The 18,121-nt window shown below is 61.8% G+C and carries 15 protein-coding genes; 10 read left to right on the top strand and 5 right to left on the bottom strand.

Annotated features, from left to right (window positions below; all coding sequences use genetic code 11):
* The first annotated feature begins 213 nt into the window (after positions 1 to 213).
* The gene (locus KQI84_09375; protein ID MCB2155086.1) at positions 214 to 1,836 is read left to right on the top strand and encodes a DUF1957 domain-containing protein; all 1,623 of its coding nucleotides are present in this window, start codon (positions 214 to 216) and stop codon (positions 1,834 to 1,836) included.
* A 231-nt stretch (positions 1,837 to 2,067) separates the two neighbouring features.
* On the opposite strand, the gene KQI84_09370 is transcribed toward KQI84_09375, so the two are convergent.
* Positions 2,068 to 2,502: a YbaN family protein gene (locus KQI84_09370; GenBank protein ID MCB2155085.1), complete on the bottom strand. Its 435-nt coding sequence runs from the start codon at positions 2,500 to 2,502 to the stop codon at positions 2,068 to 2,070.
* 121 nt (positions 2,503 to 2,623) lie between these two features.
* Between KQI84_09370 and KQI84_09365 the strand changes: the two genes are divergently transcribed.
* From KQI84_09365 to KQI84_09355, 3 genes are all read left to right on the top strand, one after another.
* A complete protein-coding gene (locus KQI84_09365) occupies positions 2,624 to 3,601 on the top strand; it encodes an NAD(P)-dependent alcohol dehydrogenase (protein ID MCB2155084.1) in 978 nt (325 codons plus the stop codon).
* Positions 3,602 to 3,638: 37 nt separating this feature from the next.
* Positions 3,639 to 4,259 (top strand): type II secretion system protein GspG, encoded by a 621-nt coding sequence (locus tag KQI84_09360; protein ID MCB2155083.1) that lies wholly within the window; start codon positions 3,639 to 3,641, stop codon positions 4,257 to 4,259.
* Positions 4,260 to 4,341: 82 nt separating this feature from the next.
* A complete protein-coding gene (locus KQI84_09355) occupies positions 4,342 to 4,752 on the top strand; it encodes a hypothetical protein (GenBank protein MCB2155082.1) in 411 nt (136 codons plus the stop codon).
* 133 nt (positions 4,753 to 4,885) lie between these two features.
* Here KQI84_09355 and KQI84_09350 read toward each other — a convergent pair whose 3' ends face one another.
* Both KQI84_09350 and KQI84_09345 read right to left on the bottom strand, forming a co-directional pair.
* Positions 4,886 to 6,040 (bottom strand): hypothetical protein, encoded by a 1,155-nt coding sequence (locus KQI84_09350; protein MCB2155081.1) that lies wholly within the window; start codon positions 6,038 to 6,040, stop codon positions 4,886 to 4,888.
* 6 nt (positions 6,041 to 6,046) lie between these two features.
* Positions 6,047 to 6,877 carry an MCE family protein gene (locus tag KQI84_09345; GenBank protein MCB2155080.1) on the bottom strand — a complete coding sequence of 277 codons (831 nt, stop codon included), beginning with the start codon at positions 6,875 to 6,877 and terminating at the stop codon, positions 6,047 to 6,049.
* Positions 6,878 to 7,655: 778 nt separating this feature from the next.
* On the opposite strand from KQI84_09345, the gene KQI84_09340 reads away from it, so the two are divergent.
* From KQI84_09340 to KQI84_09325, 4 genes are all read left to right on the top strand, one after another.
* Positions 7,656 to 10,094, top strand: coding sequence for a DEAD/DEAH box helicase (locus KQI84_09340; GenBank protein ID MCB2155079.1), 2,439 nt, complete (start codon positions 7,656 to 7,658; stop codon positions 10,092 to 10,094).
* A gap of 139 nt (positions 10,095 to 10,233) precedes the next feature.
* A complete protein-coding gene (locus KQI84_09335; GenBank protein ID MCB2155078.1) occupies positions 10,234 to 10,575 on the top strand; it encodes a hypothetical protein in 342 nt (113 codons plus the stop codon).
* 109 nt (positions 10,576 to 10,684) lie between these two features.
* The gene (locus KQI84_09330; protein ID MCB2155077.1) at positions 10,685 to 11,896 is read left to right on the top strand and encodes an LptF/LptG family permease; all 1,212 of its coding nucleotides are present in this window, start codon (positions 10,685 to 10,687) and stop codon (positions 11,894 to 11,896) included.
* Between the two features lie 444 nt (positions 11,897 to 12,340).
* Positions 12,341 to 13,477 (top strand): trypsin-like peptidase domain-containing protein, encoded by a 1,137-nt coding sequence (locus tag KQI84_09325; protein ID MCB2155076.1) that lies wholly within the window; start codon positions 12,341 to 12,343, stop codon positions 13,475 to 13,477.
* 65 nt (positions 13,478 to 13,542) lie between these two features.
* Here the strand turns inward: KQI84_09325 and KQI84_09320 are convergent, their stop codons facing one another.
* Positions 13,543 to 14,583 (bottom strand): AEC family transporter, encoded by a 1,041-nt coding sequence (locus KQI84_09320; protein MCB2155075.1) that lies wholly within the window; start codon positions 14,581 to 14,583, stop codon positions 13,543 to 13,545.
* Positions 14,584 to 14,730: 147 nt separating this feature from the next.
* Between KQI84_09320 and KQI84_09315 the strand changes: the two genes are divergently transcribed.
* Complete coding sequence (locus tag KQI84_09315; protein ID MCB2155074.1) at positions 14,731 to 16,179, top strand: glycosyltransferase family 39 protein; 1,449 nt, start codon at positions 14,731 to 14,733, stop codon at positions 16,177 to 16,179.
* Positions 16,180 to 16,516: 337 nt separating this feature from the next.
* Here the strand turns inward: KQI84_09315 and KQI84_09310 are convergent, their stop codons facing one another.
* Positions 16,517 to 17,476: a peptidoglycan DD-metalloendopeptidase family protein gene (locus tag KQI84_09310; GenBank protein MCB2155073.1), complete on the bottom strand. Its 960-nt coding sequence runs from the start codon at positions 17,474 to 17,476 to the stop codon at positions 16,517 to 16,519.
* Between the two features lie 209 nt (positions 17,477 to 17,685).
* Between KQI84_09310 and KQI84_09305 the strand changes: the two genes are divergently transcribed.
* Positions 17,686 to 18,111 (top strand): peptide chain release factor-like protein, encoded by a 426-nt coding sequence (locus tag KQI84_09305; protein ID MCB2155072.1) that lies wholly within the window; start codon positions 17,686 to 17,688, stop codon positions 18,109 to 18,111.
* The last annotated feature ends 10 nt before the right edge of the window (positions 18,112 to 18,121 follow it).

Raw genomic sequence — 18,121 nt, 5'->3', positions numbered from 1 at the left:
CCAGGGCACAAGCCCTGGGTGGGTCCCCACGCCCCATCACAAAGCGCTGAAGGCGCGACCCATCACCCTCTCCTGCCCCCAACCAACCGCCCCTGAGCGATTCCGCCCATGTTCCAGCTTGCGATCCCCTCCTTCCGCCATTTACCTTCGTCGGTTGGATGGATGGTAGATTGGGCCAATTAGGGGCCGATGATTTGAAACAGGGGAACTGGAATGCCAGCTAAAGGCTATCTTTCGCTCGTCCTGCACGCCCACCTGCCGTTCGTGCGCCATCCCGAATACGAGGACTTCCTCGAAGAGGACTGGCTCTACGAGGCAATCACCGAGACCTACCTTCCACTCCTGTTGATGATGGAAGGCCTCGAGCGTGACGGCGTGAAATTCCGCCTCACCTTCTCCATGTCCCCCACGCTCTGTTCCATGTTGGCGGATCCCCTGCTCCAGGAGCGCTATCTGCGCCACCTGGGCCAATTGATCGAGCTGGCCGACAAAGAAGTCGAACGCACCTCCGCACAGGCCGACTTCCACCGCACCGCCCTGATGTACCAGCGCAAGTTCCGCGAATGCTGGGACGCCTACCAGGACCGCTACCAGCGCGATCTCCTCGCCCAGTTCCGCGGCTTCATGGATCGCGGCTACCTCGAGGTCATCACCTGCGCCGCCACGCACGGCTTCCTTCCCCTGATGCAGCACCACCCCGAAGCCGTAAACGCCCAGGTCCAGATCGCCGTCGAGCACTACAAGAAGACCTTCGGCCGCCAGCCCCGCGGTATCTGGAGCCCCGAGTGCGGCTACTACCCGGGCATGGACGGCATCCTGAAGAAGAATGGCCTCGAATACTTCTTCGTCGACAGCCACGGCATCCTGTTCGCCTCGCGCCGGCCGAAATTCGGCGTATTCGCACCACTCAAGACCCCGACCGGCGCCTACTGCTTCGGGCGCGACGTCGAATCGTCGAAATCCGTCTGGTCCGCCGACCAGGGCTACCCCGGCGACTACCGCTATCGGGAGTTCTATCGCGACATCGGCTTTGACCTGGATCTGGACTACATCCGTCCCTACATTCACGAATCCGGCCTGCGCGTTTCCACCGGCATCAAGTACTACAAGATCACCGGCAAAGGCTCCCTGCGCGAAAAAGACGCGTACAACGAACGCGACGCCATGGAAGCCGCCGCCAGCCATGCCGGCCACTTCCTCTTCTGTCGCCAGCAGCAGGCCCTGCACCTCGATGGCCTCATGGAGCGCCCCGCCATCATCGTCTCACCCTACGACGCCGAACTCTTTGGCCACTGGTGGTTCGAAGGCCCGCACTTCCTCAACTACTTGCTGCGCAAGATTCACTTCGACCAGGAAGACATCGCCCTCGTCACCCCCGGCGATTACCTGGACGAATTCCCCGACAACCAGGTCGCCATCCCATCGATGAGCAGTTGGGGCAGCGGCGGCTACAACGCCGTGTGGCTGGAAGGATCCAACGACTGGATCTATCGCCACCTGCACCACGCCGCCACCCGCATGATCGCGCTCGCCAACGAATATGACGATCCCGACGAGCTCACCGAGCGCGCGCTCAACCAGTGCGTCCGCGAACTCCTGCTCGCCCAGGCCAGCGACTGGGCCTTCATCATGAAGACCAACACCCAGGTGCGCTACGCCGTGAAACGGACCAAAGACCACCTGCAACGATTCCTGCGCCTTCACCAGATGATCCTCGAAGAGAAGATCGAAGAAGACTTCCTGGCCGAACAGGAATTCCGAGACAACATCTTCCCCGAGGTTGACTACCGCGTCTACCGCACCAGTTCAGTCCCCGCCAGCGGAATGCATCACTGACAGAATCGTTTTATAAGTCTAAGAGTCGATGAGTCCTTCCCGACGATGGACGACGATGTGATTTTCTTTTGCGAGAAAACACTCCGCGTGTAGAGTCCCATAACCAACAAATCGAACGCCCCCAGAATCCCAACGGGATTCCACATCCGACAGCCCAGGGCAAGCAACGCGCCGCCCTGGGCTTGCGTAACGCCCCAGATCGCACCCCAACGGGGTGCAACAACCGCTCCCCTACCGCCTCTTCCTCTTCTTCGCTCGCGAAGGCTTGCGGTGTGCCTGCTCCTTCAAATCCTCCGTCAGCGTCTTCAGGCTGACCAAATACACCGTCACGCCCGTCGCGATCAGCAACAACGTCACGCGCAACGACTCGCTCTCCAGGAAAAACACGACGCTGCTGCCGATCGCCACCCAGAGCAGCGCGATGGCGATGATCTTCGTCTGGATCGTCACGGCATTATACTCCCGATAGCTCCGAATGTAGCTCCCGAAAATTCGATGGGAAACAAGCCATCCATACATCCGATCCGACCCGCGGGCAAAACAAAAAGCCGCCAGCAAGAGCAACGGCGTCGTCGGCAGCAACGGCAGAAAGATCCCCAACACGCCGAGCCCAACGGACACGACTCCCAGTGCGTTCATCAGGAATTTGAAGACCGGGTGCTTCATAGAACGATCCTCGCCGAACAGCCTGCCGAATCGAAAGCCAATTTCGCTCCAAGTCATCGCCGCCGTTGACCCGGCAGTCCCCGCACGTTACTTCTCCCCCACCACCGACGAAGGAGCCCCCATGAGAGCGGCTGTTTATCGCAAGTACGGCCCCCCCGAGGTCGTCACGGTGGAGGAGATGGAGAAGCCCGCCCCGCGGGAAAACGAAATCCTCGTCAAAGTCCGCGCCGCCTCGGTCACATCCGGCGATGCGCGACTGAGAGCCTTCAACATACCGTCCGCGCTGTTCTGGCTGCCCGGCCGCTTCTATTCCGGACTGTTCGCGCCGAAACACAACATCCTCGGCGCCGATCTTTCCGGCACCGTCGAAGCCATCGGCTCCGCCGTCCAGAACTTCCAACCCGGCGACGACGTCATCGCGTTCACCGGAGTGAACCTCGGCGCGCACGCCGAATACGTGTGCCTCTCCGAAGACTCGCCCGTCGCGCCGAAACCCGAGAACGTCACCTTCGAGCAGGCAACCGCAGCGCCCTTTGGCGGCACGGCCGCGCTGTACTTCCTGCGCGATCTCGGCAAGGTGAAAGCTGGCCAGAACGTTCTGATCAACGGCGCATCCGGTGCAGTCGGCACCGCCGCCGTGCAAATCGCCCGGCACCTTGGCGCGCGCGTCACCGGTATCTGCAGCGGCGCAAACCGCGAACTCGTCGAATCCCTCGGCGCCGAGCGCGTGATCGACTATACCAAAGAAGACTTCACAAAATCCGGCGAGCAATACGACGCAATTCTGGATACCATCGGAAAGATCAACTTCCGCCAGAGCAAACCCGTCATGAAGAACGGCGGCGTCTACCTGGCTCCCGTCATGACCGGCACCGAAGTCTTCCAGATCATCTGGACATCCATGTTCGGCAACAAACGCGTCCTCGGCGGCATCGCCCCCGAACGCAAAGAAGACCTTCTCTACCTCAAAGAACTTCTCGAAACCGGCGCACTCCGTCCCGTGATCGACCGCACGTATCCCCTCGACGAAATTGCCGACGCCCACCGCCAGGTCGACTCCGGCCACAAGAAAGGCAGCGTTGTCATTGCGATGGGCTAGACAAGTGCGATAGAAATGCCGGCGTGGAGGAGTTGGGATGATACTCGCCGTCCTGCGCGATTTCGTCGAACCATTCTGGAAAATCCTGAAGTGGGTCGTGATCTGCGTCGCAGCCCTGTTTGCCTTTGGGTTTGTCCTGGTCATGTTCCAAGCTATCGTTTTGGAGATCTTCCCCAACCTCGATGGCGAAACCGTCCGCGCGAAACGGTCCCGTGCCAGAGGTGACCAAAGAGCAATCGCAACAGCACTGGAATCCTACAAAGTCGATCATGGCGACTACCCCATCGCGGTGCCTTTCACGCAAGAAGGACCACCGCCCGAGATAACGACCTTCTGGCAGGGGATCCTGCCCGATTCACTTACGACACCAGTCGCCTATCTGAGATCGCTCTACGCAGACCCATTCGCCGGCACTTCAGACACGCACGCGACATTCGCCTACTTCGTGTTTCCCGAACACGAAGGTTCACCCTTCTGGATCATCTACTCGCAAGGGCCGGATGAAGATTACGATATTCGAAGCGCAGATTCACCCACGGATCCCGACGGCACATTCCGCGAAGACCTTCTGCAAAACAACACATGCGACCCAACAAATTGCACAAGAAGCAACGGCGATATCGCCTACGTAGGCTTGGATCGATTTAAACCACAATGAACCGCAAACTCTCTGCGTCTTTGCGTCTCTGCGCGAAATAACAAACCGAAGCGATCAAAAAACACACACCCGAGGCATGCCCATGAAAACCACAGTCATCATTCTCTCCCTCTGTCTCATTGGCACAATTGCCTTCTCCGTGTGGTACGGAAACTCAAAGAACATGCAGGACTTTGATGGACGCACGATGGCATGGGATCTTCTGCCCGAGTGCGCATCCCTTATCACGGAATGCCGGGGCGTTGCTCTTGAAGGCGAATATGGTTTCGCGATTCTCGAATTCGACACCACGCCGGAACTTGTCGATTGCCTTCAATTCAACGACCAGACCTCGCAGACGATTCAACTCGCCCATGAGCGAACCGGCCTGCTGGCGAGGACCGAAGACAAGATTGCAATTCTCTCTTTCCCCAGCGGGATGAGAAATTCCCCCTCCTGGCGGAACTTCATGAGAGAGCATTGGGACTACGCAAAACTCAATGATCCCGATTGAAACGCGGCAAAAGACTACAACTCTCTGCGTCTTTACGTCTCTGCGCGAAATAGAAATAGGAGATAAACGAAGGCCCCACACCCTCGACCTCTCGGCCCCAAATAACAAATTAGACTATCGAGGGAAAACGCGCCTACGCCTTGCCCGCCACGCCGCCGCACAACTCCTCGGCAAACTGGCGCAGCTTCGGCGCCACGCGATCGCGCGTCAGCGATGCCCGCGCTTCATCCGCACGTGCATACAACGCCGCGACCTCCGCGCGATTTGCTTCCAGATCGAGCAACAACTTCGCCATCCCGCCCGTGCGGGTGTAACCGCGCATCGCCGGAGCCAACGGATCGTCCGGGCTGATCGCCGCCTCGGGGAAAATCCCCGGCAGCCCTGTGCGAACAATGTACGCCGCCAGGCCCGTAATCTTCGTGCGCCCGTACGTCTCGCGCAGCTTCGCACGCCGGAACAAATCCTTTAACGGCGCCGCCACCATATGGCACTCCGCGAGGCGCGCAACCAAGCCTGGCTCGTGCAAGTACTGTCCGCTGCAATCCAGCGGCATCCCCGCCGCCTGCATCGATTGCGCACGCATCACAATCCGCCGACCCGACTCGTCGATCGGCGCACCAATGATTGGAAAATGAAACTTCCCCGGTCGCCGCGCGTGCAGCGTCTCGATCGTATCAAGCAGCCCATCGTAATCGCGGCGCTTCGGATCGATCATGCCCGGCACCGCAATCGTCAGCGGCCCCTCCGTCGGATCGGGCCGCGCTGTATCCATCGCTGCCAGCGCCGGCGGCAGGTCCAGAATCGCTCCCTCCCACCGATTGCGTTCCACGATGAACTGGCTCAACACCGGGCTCAACGTCGCCAACGCCGTCTGCCGCGAGAGAATCTCTGCCCGCGCGCGCCGCCGAGCACGCTCGCGGGGATTAAACGTCGCACCGTCGTTTGCAAACCACGCGGCGGAGTTGTGAATCAGCAAAACACTCGGGCACGGCGGCTGGAACTTCGCAAACGCGTCCAGATCCTCCTGCGCCTCGATCATCCAGAGAATATCCGGCGGCTCCGCCCCTTCGCCGAACCGCGCCAACAGCGACCCGACCGATTCACCCGCATCGCGCAACTGCCAATCGATTCCGTGCAGATCCGCGCGGCCCGCCTCGATCAGGCGCCGCCGCACCGCCTTGGTCCCCCAAATCGAAAAAGCCGCCTCGCCGTCCGCCAGACAATCCAGCAGCACCTCGACAGGGGCGCAGTGATTAGGATCGTTGGCCAGAATGGCGTGGCGGACCATAGACTCTTAGGAACCCGCTTCCGTGGCTAGCTGCCCTTCGTCATCTTGCCCCGAGGGAAGCTCGTCAAGCATGTTCTTCAGCCGCTGCCGAACATCGCTCTTCAGCCCCTCGGTCTCATCGATGATCCCTTCCATCGACTTGCGGAACTCCTGGGCCACATCGCCCGCCTTCTGCTTCTTCAGCTCCGCCATCAGCTCGCTGCCCTTCTGCACCGCCTCGCTCAGCTTCGCCTTTGCAACCTCTGCCGAATCGCTCGAAACCTCGTCCAGCTTCGTGAAGAACTCGTCGACCTCGGCGCGGATCTTCTGACCCTGCTCGCTGTTCGACCAATCCTCCAGCTTCGCCAGGCCCCCCTTGCCCATCTCCAACGCCTTCTCGTAGCCCGCCTTCAGCTTGCCCTCACCCGCCCACAGCTTCTCGTCCGCCCAACTGTCCAGCCCCTCGACGGTCATGCCCTCCGGCATCGGAGTGCTCCGATCGTCGCCGCGCATCACAATCTCAACGAAGGGACTGCCCAGAACCAGCGAATCCTTCTTGATCCGCCCCGTCGAATTCGGCGGAGCCGGGATCCGGTTGCGGTGCTCCGGATAAATCCGCACCGCCACTTCAACATGCTCCTTCGGCTCATCGGCCAATCGTACGCCGACGACCTCGCCGATCGTCGTCCCGCGCAACATCACAGGCGCCCCCACGTTCAGCCCCTTCGCATCCTGGAACGTCATCACATACGTCAACCCGCGCGTCCGATCCGTCAGGATAATCACAACCATCAAAGCCACACAGGCCAGAATAAACCCGACAAAGATCAGACTTCCGCGCGAAACTCGACTGGGCATAGCAGGACCCTCCTGAGACGTCCGAAATGAACCTGCAACTTCTACTACCGCGGAGCCAGGACATTCAACGAAACTTGCATTTTCGCCCGCCACTCCCAAAACCGGCTCCGAGGTGACTTGGGCATCCTTGCCCAAGAGCATACCCAAGAGCCCTCGATGAAGCCCGCATGCCACAGCGGGATGATCCACGCCCCTGGTGCTTGAGCAAGGATGCTCAAGCCACTTCAACATCACCCCCATGCCCGCGTATTCGAACTCGTGCTCGACTCTTCAACCCCAGTCCATCGAGTACGCGTACGAGTACCGCTTCGCTGAGTGCGAGTACGCCAAATTACCGCTCCCCAGCCGAGGTGACTTGGGCATCCCTGCCCAAGAGCATACCCAAGAACCCTCGATGAAGCCCGCATGCCACAGCGAGATGACCGACACCCCTGGTGCTTGAGCAGGGATGCTCAAGCCACTTCAACGTCACCCCCATGCCCGCGTATTCGAACTCGTGCCCGTCATCGTAATCGTTCCCCAAAAAGGGGCAACGCCACGACCTATACCAGCCCAGGGCGCAAGCCCTGGGTCAACGGCCCCCCGGCGCCGAGCGCTATCGGCGCGGCCCATCCCACCCACCACATCCGCCACGCCCCTCCTCCACCGGCATACATTCCCTGGTATTTTCGCTATCCCGACACCCAAAAAGCGAACAAAAAGCGAAATGCGCCCTTGCAAATCCGCGACTCTCCCGCCAGAACACCCGCTGAAGCCCAACCACGAGGAGGTTCAACCCATGCCGGAGAAAATGTCAGAACTCATCCGATACGGCCTGTCGGCCCAGGTCATCGCCACACTCGAGAGCGCCTTTGGCCCCGATCTGCTGCCACTCCAGCAACAGGTCCTCGAGCAGACTGGCCTCCTCGACCGCAACGAGAGCCTCCTCGTCTGCGCCCCCACCGCCAGCGGCAAGACCCTGGTCGCGGAACTCGCCGCGCTCAACCAACTGACCCGCTCGCGCCTCGTCCTGTTTCTCGTGCCGACCCGCGCGCTGGCTGAGGAGAAGGCCGCGGAATTCGCCGAGCGCTACGGCCCCCTCGGGATCCGCGTGGCCTGCACCACTCGAGACCGCCGCGAACACGATCGCGACATCCTGAAAGGCCGAATTCATCTCGTTGTAGCCGTGTACGAGAAGGCCCTCGCTCTCCTCGGTCGCCAAGCATCAATGCTTGGCAGAATCGGGCTCATCGTTGCCGATGAAGTCCAGCTTCTGGGCGACGGTGAACGCGGCGCCGCAATCGATCTCTTCCTGACGCGATGGAAGCTGGCGCCCGAACGCCCGCAACTCCTCGCGCTCTCCGCAGTGCTTGGTAATGCCGAAGCACTCGCTGCCACCTGGGGGATCGGATTGGTGCGATCGGAGGTCCGCCCCGTGCCCTTGCGCGAAGGTGTGCTCGATGTCCAGACTGGCGTCTTCCATTGGCGCGAGGCCCACGGCGGCCAGTCCGGCACCGAGGACCTGATCCAACCAGTCGCCGACGATTCCGTCCCCGCCGAAACCCGCGCGGCCAAGGCCATGATCCGGCTGGCGCGCGCCGCCGGGCCCGTCCTGCGGTTCTGCACCACACGCCGCGAAGCCGAATGCCTCGCCCAGGAACTCGCCCGCGAGGAGGCCTTCCCGCCAGCCGAGTCCGCCCTCGCCGAGCTATCCACCACAGAACGCCAGCTCTCCCGCGATCGCCTTGAAGAACTCCTGGCTCACGGAATCGGGCTCCACACCGGCGACATGCCCGCCCCCCACCGGCGGCTCGTTGAAGCCGCGTTCAACGACGGCGCGATAGCGATTCTAGTCGCCACGCCAACGCTCGACCAGGGCGTGAACCTCACCGCCGCCACCGTCGTGCAATCGCCCTACATGATTGAGCGCAATGCCTTTGCACGTTCCAGCACCGCCGTCCCGCTCTCCCGCGGGCGCTTCCTGAACCAAGGCGGCCGCGCCGGTCGACGTGGGTGCGACTTCGGGCGTTCCATGATCCTTGTCGAGGGCGAATTCGCCCGCGAGCAAGCCTGGCGCACCTTCATCACGCCCCGCATCGAACCCGTCGAATCGCCCCTTGGCGCCGGCCCTTTGACGAACGCCGTGGCGGAACTGCTGCGTGAAGGCCGCGCCTCCACCCAGGAGGGGCTCCTGGCATTCCTGATGGCGTCGGCCGGTGGGCAATTGCGCGGCCCCGACATCATCCGCGGCCGCCTGGCCCGCGCAATCGAGGAGGGCGCTCAGTGGGGACTCTGGCGAGAGGACTCGGCCAATCAACTCCCTCTGACGGCTCTCGGCGAGGCCCTCGCCAGCGGTGGAATCCAACCCGAAACGCTCGTCCGCTGGGTGGAAGTCCTACGCCACACCGACAAGCAACACGGCTTGTCAGACTTGCTTTTCTTCCTGATGCTCGCAAACGAATGGAAGGACGTCCCCTTCACCGTGACGTGGAGTGACTGGCGCCACAACGTCTGGCCGACGGGCCTTGTCGACCAGTTCGGCTCCGGCGGCCTGGGCCGGCACCTGCGCGCGATGTTCGAGACCGAATCGGGCGCGCCCTTCTCGCATCACCAGGCCTGCCGCCGTACCATGGTGATGCTCGACTGGCTGGCTGGCGACGCCATCGGGGAGATCGAAGATTTCCACGGCATTCCGGCTGGTCAGATCATCCGAATCGCTGCTACCACCTCATGGCTGGCAACGGCCGCGGCCGACACCGCAGGTGCCGTTGGAGCGCCCGAGGAACTCATCAAGGGCTTCGAGGATCTCGCCGCGGGCCTCGGTGAGAACATGCGCCTGGCGGAAGCTGGCGAACGCCTCCACAGAAAGGAACCGCCCGCAGCCCAGCCCGCCTCGGCCGAACACACCCCACGCCTCGTCTTCCCCTCCGAGAGCCCGGGCCACGTCGAATTCGACGGCCGCCGGATCGCCCTCACCCCGACCCAGTACACGCTCCTGCGCCTTCTCGCCGGGCGCGCCGGCAACGCGGTGAGCTACATCGAGATCGAACAGACCCTGTGGCCCGATGCCGCGGTCGAGCGCCAGCAGGTGTTCCACCACCGTCGCGCCGTCGACAAAGCCCTCTGCCCCGCCGGCGGGGGCCTCATCGCCACGCGACACGGCTGGGGGCTACTGCTCAAGCTGTCCGAAGCCGATGTCCTGGTGGAAGAAGCGGGCGAGCAAAGGCTCGCTGTGTGATGACGTTCCTCGCCCCGACACCGTCCCTCGTTTTTTGACGTTAGCCGACTTGGCACTTGAATTTCGGCAAAGGGGTGTGGCAAGATTTGGCTTTGCAGGCGTTATTGCCAAAATCTGGCACGAGGAGTCCTCTGTTCTAATGGCAAAAGTGACGTTCTACTATAAGCCACGTTGCCAGACGTGCAGGAAGGTCCAGAAGTTGTTGGAGAGCCTGGGTCATTCCCTGGATATGCGGGATCTGGATGAATATCCGCCCCCGCGTTCCCTGCTGGAGACCCACATCGATGCGAAGAACGTCAAAGCGTTCTTGAACACGCGTTCGGCTCCTTACCGCGACCACGGCCTGAAGGACGATCCACCCACCAAAAAGGGCGCGATCGAACTCATGATGCGGGACCCAACCCTCATCAAGCGGCCCATCACGGTGAAGGGCAAAAGGGCGGTTTTCGGCTACGACGAGGAGGCTCTGCGAGAGCTTTAGGCCAGCAGTCTCCGTACGCAACTGGTCTGCGCCCCGTGTCACGGCTTGACACGGGGCGCCGTTGTTTCACCCAATTCCCCTTCGGCACCTTGCCGCCGTCAGGAATGTTTTGAAGACTCTCTACGCCTATATAATCAAAGAGCTCATCGGCCCGATCGTCATCAGCGGGTTTTTCTTCACATTTGTGCTGCTGATCGTGCGCCTCTTCGATTGGGCCGAGATCCTCCTCCAGTCCGGCATCAGCGGCGACATCTTCCTGCACTTGCTCGGCGTCGTCGTCGTCACGCTTCTCTCGCTGACGATCCCGATGGCCATCCTGCTCGGCACCCTGATCGCCATCGGCCGCCTGACCAACGAGAATGAAATCCTCGCCATCCGCGTGGCCGGCATTTCCCTGACCCGCGCGTTCGTGCCGGCCGTCGTCTTCGGCCTGCTCGTCTCCGCCGCACTGATGTGGGGCAACTCGATCCTGATCCCGCGCATGTTCGGCAAAGTCGACGACCTGCGTTATCGCATCCAGTTCGAACTTCTGACGAACCTGCAGCCCGGCCGCTTCTACGGCGACCTCGGCCCGAAGGACACGGAAGTCACCCTCTTCTTCGAGGAACGCGCCGGCGGCCAACGCGCCTCCAACTCGCTCCTCGAAATGCGCGGCGTGAACATGCGCATCAAGGTCGAACCCGAAGCCATGATCGGTGGCGTCGACGGCGGCGATCGCGATCGCGAATTCCTGATCTTCTCCGACAAGGGCACCATCGAGGGCGACCTCACCGACCAGCAACTCAACGTCGTTCTCAGCGACGGCCTGCTGATGCCGACCGGCCCGGAGAATCAATCCGCCACCACAACATTCCGGTTCTCCGAAATGACCATGGCCCTCGAGGGCGGCTCCGAGGACGCCGTCGAACTCGCAGAGGTTCGCCCCCGCGAGATGGACTTCTTCCAGTTGCGCGAGTACCTCTCCAACCCGCCCACCATCCCCGTCCTCAAAGACAAGGACCACCGCGAGATGTACAGCGAGTGGAAGACCTACTTCTCCGCCCGCAACGAGATGCTCCAGCGCTTCACGCTCCCCTTCTCCGCGCTCGCCTTCATCCTGATCGCGATTCCGCTCGGCATCGAAGTTCGCCCGCGCGCCAAATCGCTCTCCTTCCTCGTCGCCTTCGTTCTGATGGCCGTCTACTACGCGCTGCTCACCCTGGGCGCCAAGATCGGCCAATACGGTGTCGGAATGCCCATCGCCATCTTCGCCCTGATGCTCCCCAACCTCATCATCGGCGGCCTCGGCATTTTGATGCTCTACCGCGCCCAATGGCGGTAGCGCCCAGGTCCGGAAGGCCAGGCAGACCTCTCTGAGGTGACTTGGGCACCTTGTCCATGAGCCAACCCGCCAGCCACAATCTGACCAGGATCGTCAGCCCACAAACTCCATTAAATTCCAACGCCTCTGGGCTTGGGCAAGATGCCCAAGTCACCGCAAGATCTTCCTCGCACTCGCCATCCGCAAGGGGCAACGCCCCGTCCCATATCAGCCCAGGGCGCCAGCCCTGGGGACCCTGGGCTCCTACGCGGAGCGCTGAAAGCGCGATCCATCCCCGGCACACAACCGATCCCTTCGAACTTCTCCCCACTCTTCGTGTCCTTCGTGCCTCTGTGGTGCCCCCCTCTCCCCCCCCGGGAACAGGCCCGGGATTTGCCTTGTCCAATGACCAGACAGGCGTCCCAGGGACGTCTTTGCGTCAATTTCGCAGGAGCAAGCGGGCTTATGAAGAACAAAACTCTCAATCTGCGCGGACTCTTTGTCGCACTGGCCATTTTTGGCCTGGGCGTTGCGGCGGGGGTCACTCTTCTCAGCCACCGGGATGCAGCATCACTGATCATCAACGAAGCCGTGGCCGCCGAGACGCCCCTTCCACAGCGCCCGGATCTGCCGATCGTAGATGTCGTCGAGCAAGTCAGCCCGGGCGTCCTGACCGTAGGCGCCGTGCGCCGCGCCTGGGTCGCCGACCCCTACCAGGACTTCTTCCAGCCATTCTTCTACCGTCGGCGTCAGGTCCTCGAACGCCTGCCCTACATGGGCAGCGGCTTCCTCCTCGATAAGAAAGGTCACATCCTCACGAACTTCCACGTCATTGAAAACGCCGAGAAGGTCTTTATCACCCTTGGCGACGGCCGAGAAATCGATGCGGATGTTCTTGGCGCGTCGCGCTTGATGGACGTCGCAATGCTTAAAGTCGATGTGCCCGAGGAAGAACTGCCCGAACCGCTCTCCCTCGGCGATTCCGACACGCTGCGGATCGGCGAAACCGCCATGGCTTTCGGTAATCCGTTCGGCAATCTGATCGAAGACCCTCGCCCGACTGTCACAGCCGGCGTGATCAGCGCCATGCATCGCTCCTTCCGACCGGACCGCCAGCACTTGCGCGTTTACCAGGATATGATCCAGACCGATGCCGCGATCAACCCCGGCAACAGCGGCGGACCGCTCGTGGACGCCACCGGCGCCGTCGTCGGCATCAACACCTTCATCGTCTCCGGCAGCGGAACCTCCAGCGGTATGGGCTTCGCCATTCCGATCAACCGCGCGAAGGGCTTCGTCGACGAGATTCTCGAGTACGGACGCCTGCGACCGATGTTGATCGATTTCGAAGGCCTGACGCTGAACACCCCACGCGTTCGCGGCGTGGTCATCAGCCAGATGGCCGAAGACGGCCCTGCGGAAAAAGCCGGACTCGAAGTCGGCGACGTCATCCTCTCGATCGATGACCGCGACGTCTCAGCCCGCGCCGATGTCGAGCTGTTGCTCGCCAGCAAACAAGTCGGCGAAACCGTCGACATGGAAGTCTGGCGAAGCGGCCAAACTCGCGAGGTTCAATACACGATTTCCGAAGCGAAGAAATAACCCCGGGACCGCCGGCTTCCAGCCGGCAACATCCCGCGAACCTTAGACACTCGAACAATGCCACCTCACCCCAACGTCGCCAGAGCAAGCGCCGTCCACAGCGGCAGCGTTATCAACGTCACCGTATAAGCCACCAGCAACACCGACGACACCAACTCCCAATCGCCTCCATACCGTCGCGCCGCCACGGAGAGATTCACGGCTGGCGGTGCCGCCATTTCGATCACCAGAACCAGTCCCATCAACGGCGATACCCAACCAAGCCCGCCCCACCGGATCACAACATACATGATCAACGGCGACAGCACCTGGCGAATAACGATTGGGATCAAGACGTTCCGCACCTTTAGCATCTTGCGCAAGTGAACGCGCCCGATCATCATGCCGAGCAGAATCATCGCCAGCGGCGCCATTGCGGCCCCGATTGTGTCGGCGGCCCTGACTGGAATCATAATCAGCGCAGGTGCCTGCCCGCCGGAGGCCGCCTCGGCGAACCCCGGAACAAATGCCAACACCGAACCGGTCAGAATGCCCAGCACCGGGGGATTGAACGCGCCCCGCATGGAATCCATCCAAGAACCGTCCACGCGGCGCGCCCGCTCCTCGTCGCCCCGCAACAGAAACACGCCCGCCGTCCACATGATCATCGACATCACGATCACGGCCGCGCCCACGTAAACCGTCGCCCGGCTCTCCAACTCTGCCGGCAGAATCGCAAGCACCAGCGGCAGCGGAACATAGATCGCATTCTGGAACGTCGACAGACACCAGATCGACCGATCGCCCGCCGGTGTCGACCCGCGTCGCCACACACGCGTCACACCGATCGCGATCAAGCAACTCCCAATCGTCCACACCAGAAACAGGAAGATCAGCGCCCCGGCGTCATTGAACGTCTCGCCGCTCAAGCCGCGCATCATCGAAACCGCAAGCCGCGCCGGCACGATCACGTCGATAATCAACCGCGTCAGCGCATTGATTGCCTCGTCCGACAGAATCTTCCGCCGGACTCCGATGAAACCAACAAGGCTGACCAGGAACAGCGAAGCCACCGCTCCGAACGACGAAGCGAGTGCATCCAGGAATGAAACAGACAGATGATCCAAGCCACTCTCCACAAAGGCGCGCGCCATTTCCTATAGCAACCGCCCCCAGGAAGCAAGTGTCCCGCCGAAGCATATTCCGCCAACCAGGGCTTGCACCGCGCCAACAGCCCCGACACCGTGAGGGCGAGATCATCCCCGGGCTCCGCCATGACGTCCATCCTGCACCGACATGCCCCGCTTTTTCTCGCCGCGATTCTTCTGCTGGCGGCGGCCGTGCATCTCACCGGGCTTGGGCAGGAAAGCCTCTGGGCGGACGAGTTCTACACGCTACTGACGGTCGACCAGGATTCCGCCGCGGATGTCGTCGAAGCCGTCGCCCAACGCGATCCGCACCCGCCGCTCTACTTCCTGACGCTCTACGGTTGGACGCGATACGCTGGATTGACGGACAAGGCACTCCGCCTGCCTTCGGCGCTCGGCGGCATCGCCAGTGTCTGGCTCATGTATCTCGTGGCGCTGCAGATCTGGCCGGGGTCGCGGCGCAGAGCCCTCCTGGCGGCCCTCATCGCCGCCCTGTCTCCTTTCCTCGCCTGGTACGCTCAGGAAGCCCGCTCCTACTCGCTCCTGGTCACGATGGAACTCGCCGGCATGTGGGGCGTGCTTCGCCTGATGCGCGAGGACCTGCGCCCTCAAGCCCGCGCGATCGGAGGCACCGTCGGCGCCCTCGCCATCGCGGCCGCATGCTGGATGCACTACTTCGGGCTGTTCATATGGTTCTGGGCGATGACGGCGCTGATTCTTTATCCAGTCGTGCAACGCCGCGCGCGCCAGTGGCCCGAAACCATGGGCCTGATCCTTGGCGTCATCGCCGGTGGACCGATCGCGATCCGTGCCGTGCGGGATCTGGTTTCTGAGAAAGGTCTCGGCTGGCTCACCGAGACACTCACTGCCGGACGGCTCTTGGACATCCTGCAAGCCCAGGTCGCTGGCCCGATCCATCCGGCAATCCCCGTCCCCCTGCCAGTCATTGCGTTGATCGTCGTCTCAGGGATTCTTGCCTTTGCAATCGCTTTGCCGGTGCGCCAGTCCATTCAGCGCCGCTCCATCCCACGGGAATGGCCTCTCGCGCTCGCATTCGTTTCTCTGCTGGTCTTGCCGACAGTGGTGGGGTTCTTTCTGCCAATCGTCCTCTACGGACAGCGTTACCTCATCATTGCCGTGCCGGTCTTTCAACTCGTGCTGTTGTGGGGATTGGAATTCTCTCGCCTGCGCAAAGCCATTATTGTCGCCATCGCCATCGAACTCCTCTGCGGCAGCATCTACATTGCCGACATGAAGCGCACCCGCCAACACCGCGTTTGGGATCGCGCCGCCGAGATGATCGAAGCCCACGCCCAACGCGGCGATGCCCTGCTCGTCCTGCCACCGCGCCTGCAGCCACTCGCCGAACGCTATATGAAGGATCCTCTTCCCGCGGCCGATCCGCTGGCAATCGCATCGCCAAAGAACCGCCCGCAACGTATCTGGCTCATCACCCTGATTGAACAAACACCCTACAGCAACCACCCCGCCTATCGCGTCAACCAGACAGGCATCCTTACTACCCACCACCCTGGAAACGTCCTCTACCTCCGCGAACTGGTCGCAAGAGAATAGGCCGGGACCGCCGACTTCCAGCCGGCAAGCACTCCGCGATGCACGACTTGGATCGATTCGCCCCGAGGTGACTTGGGCATCTTTGCCCAAGAGCCAGCCCGCACTCGTTTGCAGGATGGGCGAGAACCCCAATGGAAATGGCCTGCGCCCATGGGGCTTGAGCAAGGATGCTCAAGACACCTCAAGAAGCAGCCGCGTTTTCCTCGTGCGCGTAAGCGCAACCGGATCTGCTCTGAGATCATCGATTGAAGGGGCAACGCCCCGCCACATACCAGCCCAGGGCGAAAGCCCTGGGTTCAACGACGCCCGCTCACGGAGCGCTGAAAGCGCGCCCCACCTACGGCAAATACGGCCCGGGATCGATCGCGTCGCCGTTGCGGCGAAGCTGAAAGTGCACATACGGCTCGTCGCCCTTACCCGATTCGCCCGAGAGCGCAATCACGTCGCCGCGATTCACGCGCTGATTCACGCGCACCAGGTTCCGATCGTTGAATGCATAGCACGTCGCATAGCCGCCGTCGTGACTCACAATCACCATGTTGCCGTACGCCGTGATCGTGCTGCCCGCATAGACCACCGTACCGTCGCGAGCCGCTCGGATCTCCGTCCCCACCGGCACGGCGATGTTGATTCCAAAGTGCTTTCGCGTGCTGCTCGACTCGTATCCCCTCAAGATGCGCCCCTCGACCGGCCAACTGAAACCGCGGGAACTGGCCGAAGTGCTCGACGTGCTGCCGCCGGACGAACGCGAGGGCGGCGCATAAGATCGTGTTGGTTGCTGACTGGATGAACTGGACTGCGGGGAAGAACCGCCGCTCGATTCGCCCGGCAGTTTCAGCACCTGGCCGACCTGCAGAACGGCATCCTGGCGAATCCCGTTTGCACGCGCCAAGTCCGCGATCGATACATCGTACTTCCGACTGATCCGCCAGAGACTGTCGCCCTTCTGCACTCGCACCTGCGTCGGTTTCGATGGCTTTGGAGCCGACCGCGGTGCCGATCGCGACGATGTGTTCGTCGCCGCCGCGTATTGTTGAGGAACACGCGGCTGAGGCGATGCGGGGATGTAGAGTTGCGATCCGCCCACCAGTTGGCTGTTCACGCCAATGCGATTCGCCTTCGCAATATCATATGCCGACACGCGAAAACGCCGCGCCACGCCATCGATATTCTCGCCCGGCTGAACGCGATAGTAGAACCCATTCACCGCCATCGCAGAACGCGGCGCCCCGAGCACAAACACCCCGGCCAGAAGCCAGACGGCGACACACAGCAGTTGTGCTTTCGCAAGGCGCATGAACCCTCCGCAGGCGCAGCGGGACGGGGGCACCATTCCAGACACGGCGCCACTACCCGGCCCCTGTGGATCATTGAGCGAAAAACACTGTCAACGAAAGATACGGAGACAACAAAGCCTCGCCGAGGCGATTCGATTCCCATTCGCACATCGGCAGGACGTCCTGCACAAGATGCCGGTCTTGACCTTCAGCCCCCCTCTCAGCCTCAATGGCCACCATAGAACGGCGATTCGTTCGCCGTTCCCGGTATTTTTCGCCCTGCGCAAGGTCTCTCGCGATGTCGTTCTTCCCCATTCCTAAATCCGACGACGAGCTCATGGCTCAGTGCGATGTGGAGACCTTCTGCTCCAGCGGAGCCGGCGGCCAGAACGTCAACCGCCGCGAGACCGCCGTCCGTCTCCGCCATCGCCCCACGGGACTCGTGACGACCTGCCAGCGCGAGCGCAGCCAGCATCAGAACAAAGAAGTCGCACTGATCCAACTGCGCCAGAAGCTCGAAAAGCGCAATCACCGACGTCGGCGCCGAATCCCGACATCCCAACCGAAAGCCGTGCGCGAACGGATTCTCGAACACAAGCACCAGCGTGCGCAGAAGAAGAAACTGCGCCAGAAGCCCAAGATGGATGACTACTGACAGGTGACGG

It is taken from the genome of bacterium, assembly GCA_020444065.1.
GTDB lineage: Bacteria > Sumerlaeota > Sumerlaeia > SLMS01 > JAHLLQ01 > JAHLLQ01.
The sequence above is the reverse complement of the archived record's forward strand: the minus strand, read 5'-3'. Positions and strand labels throughout refer to the sequence as shown.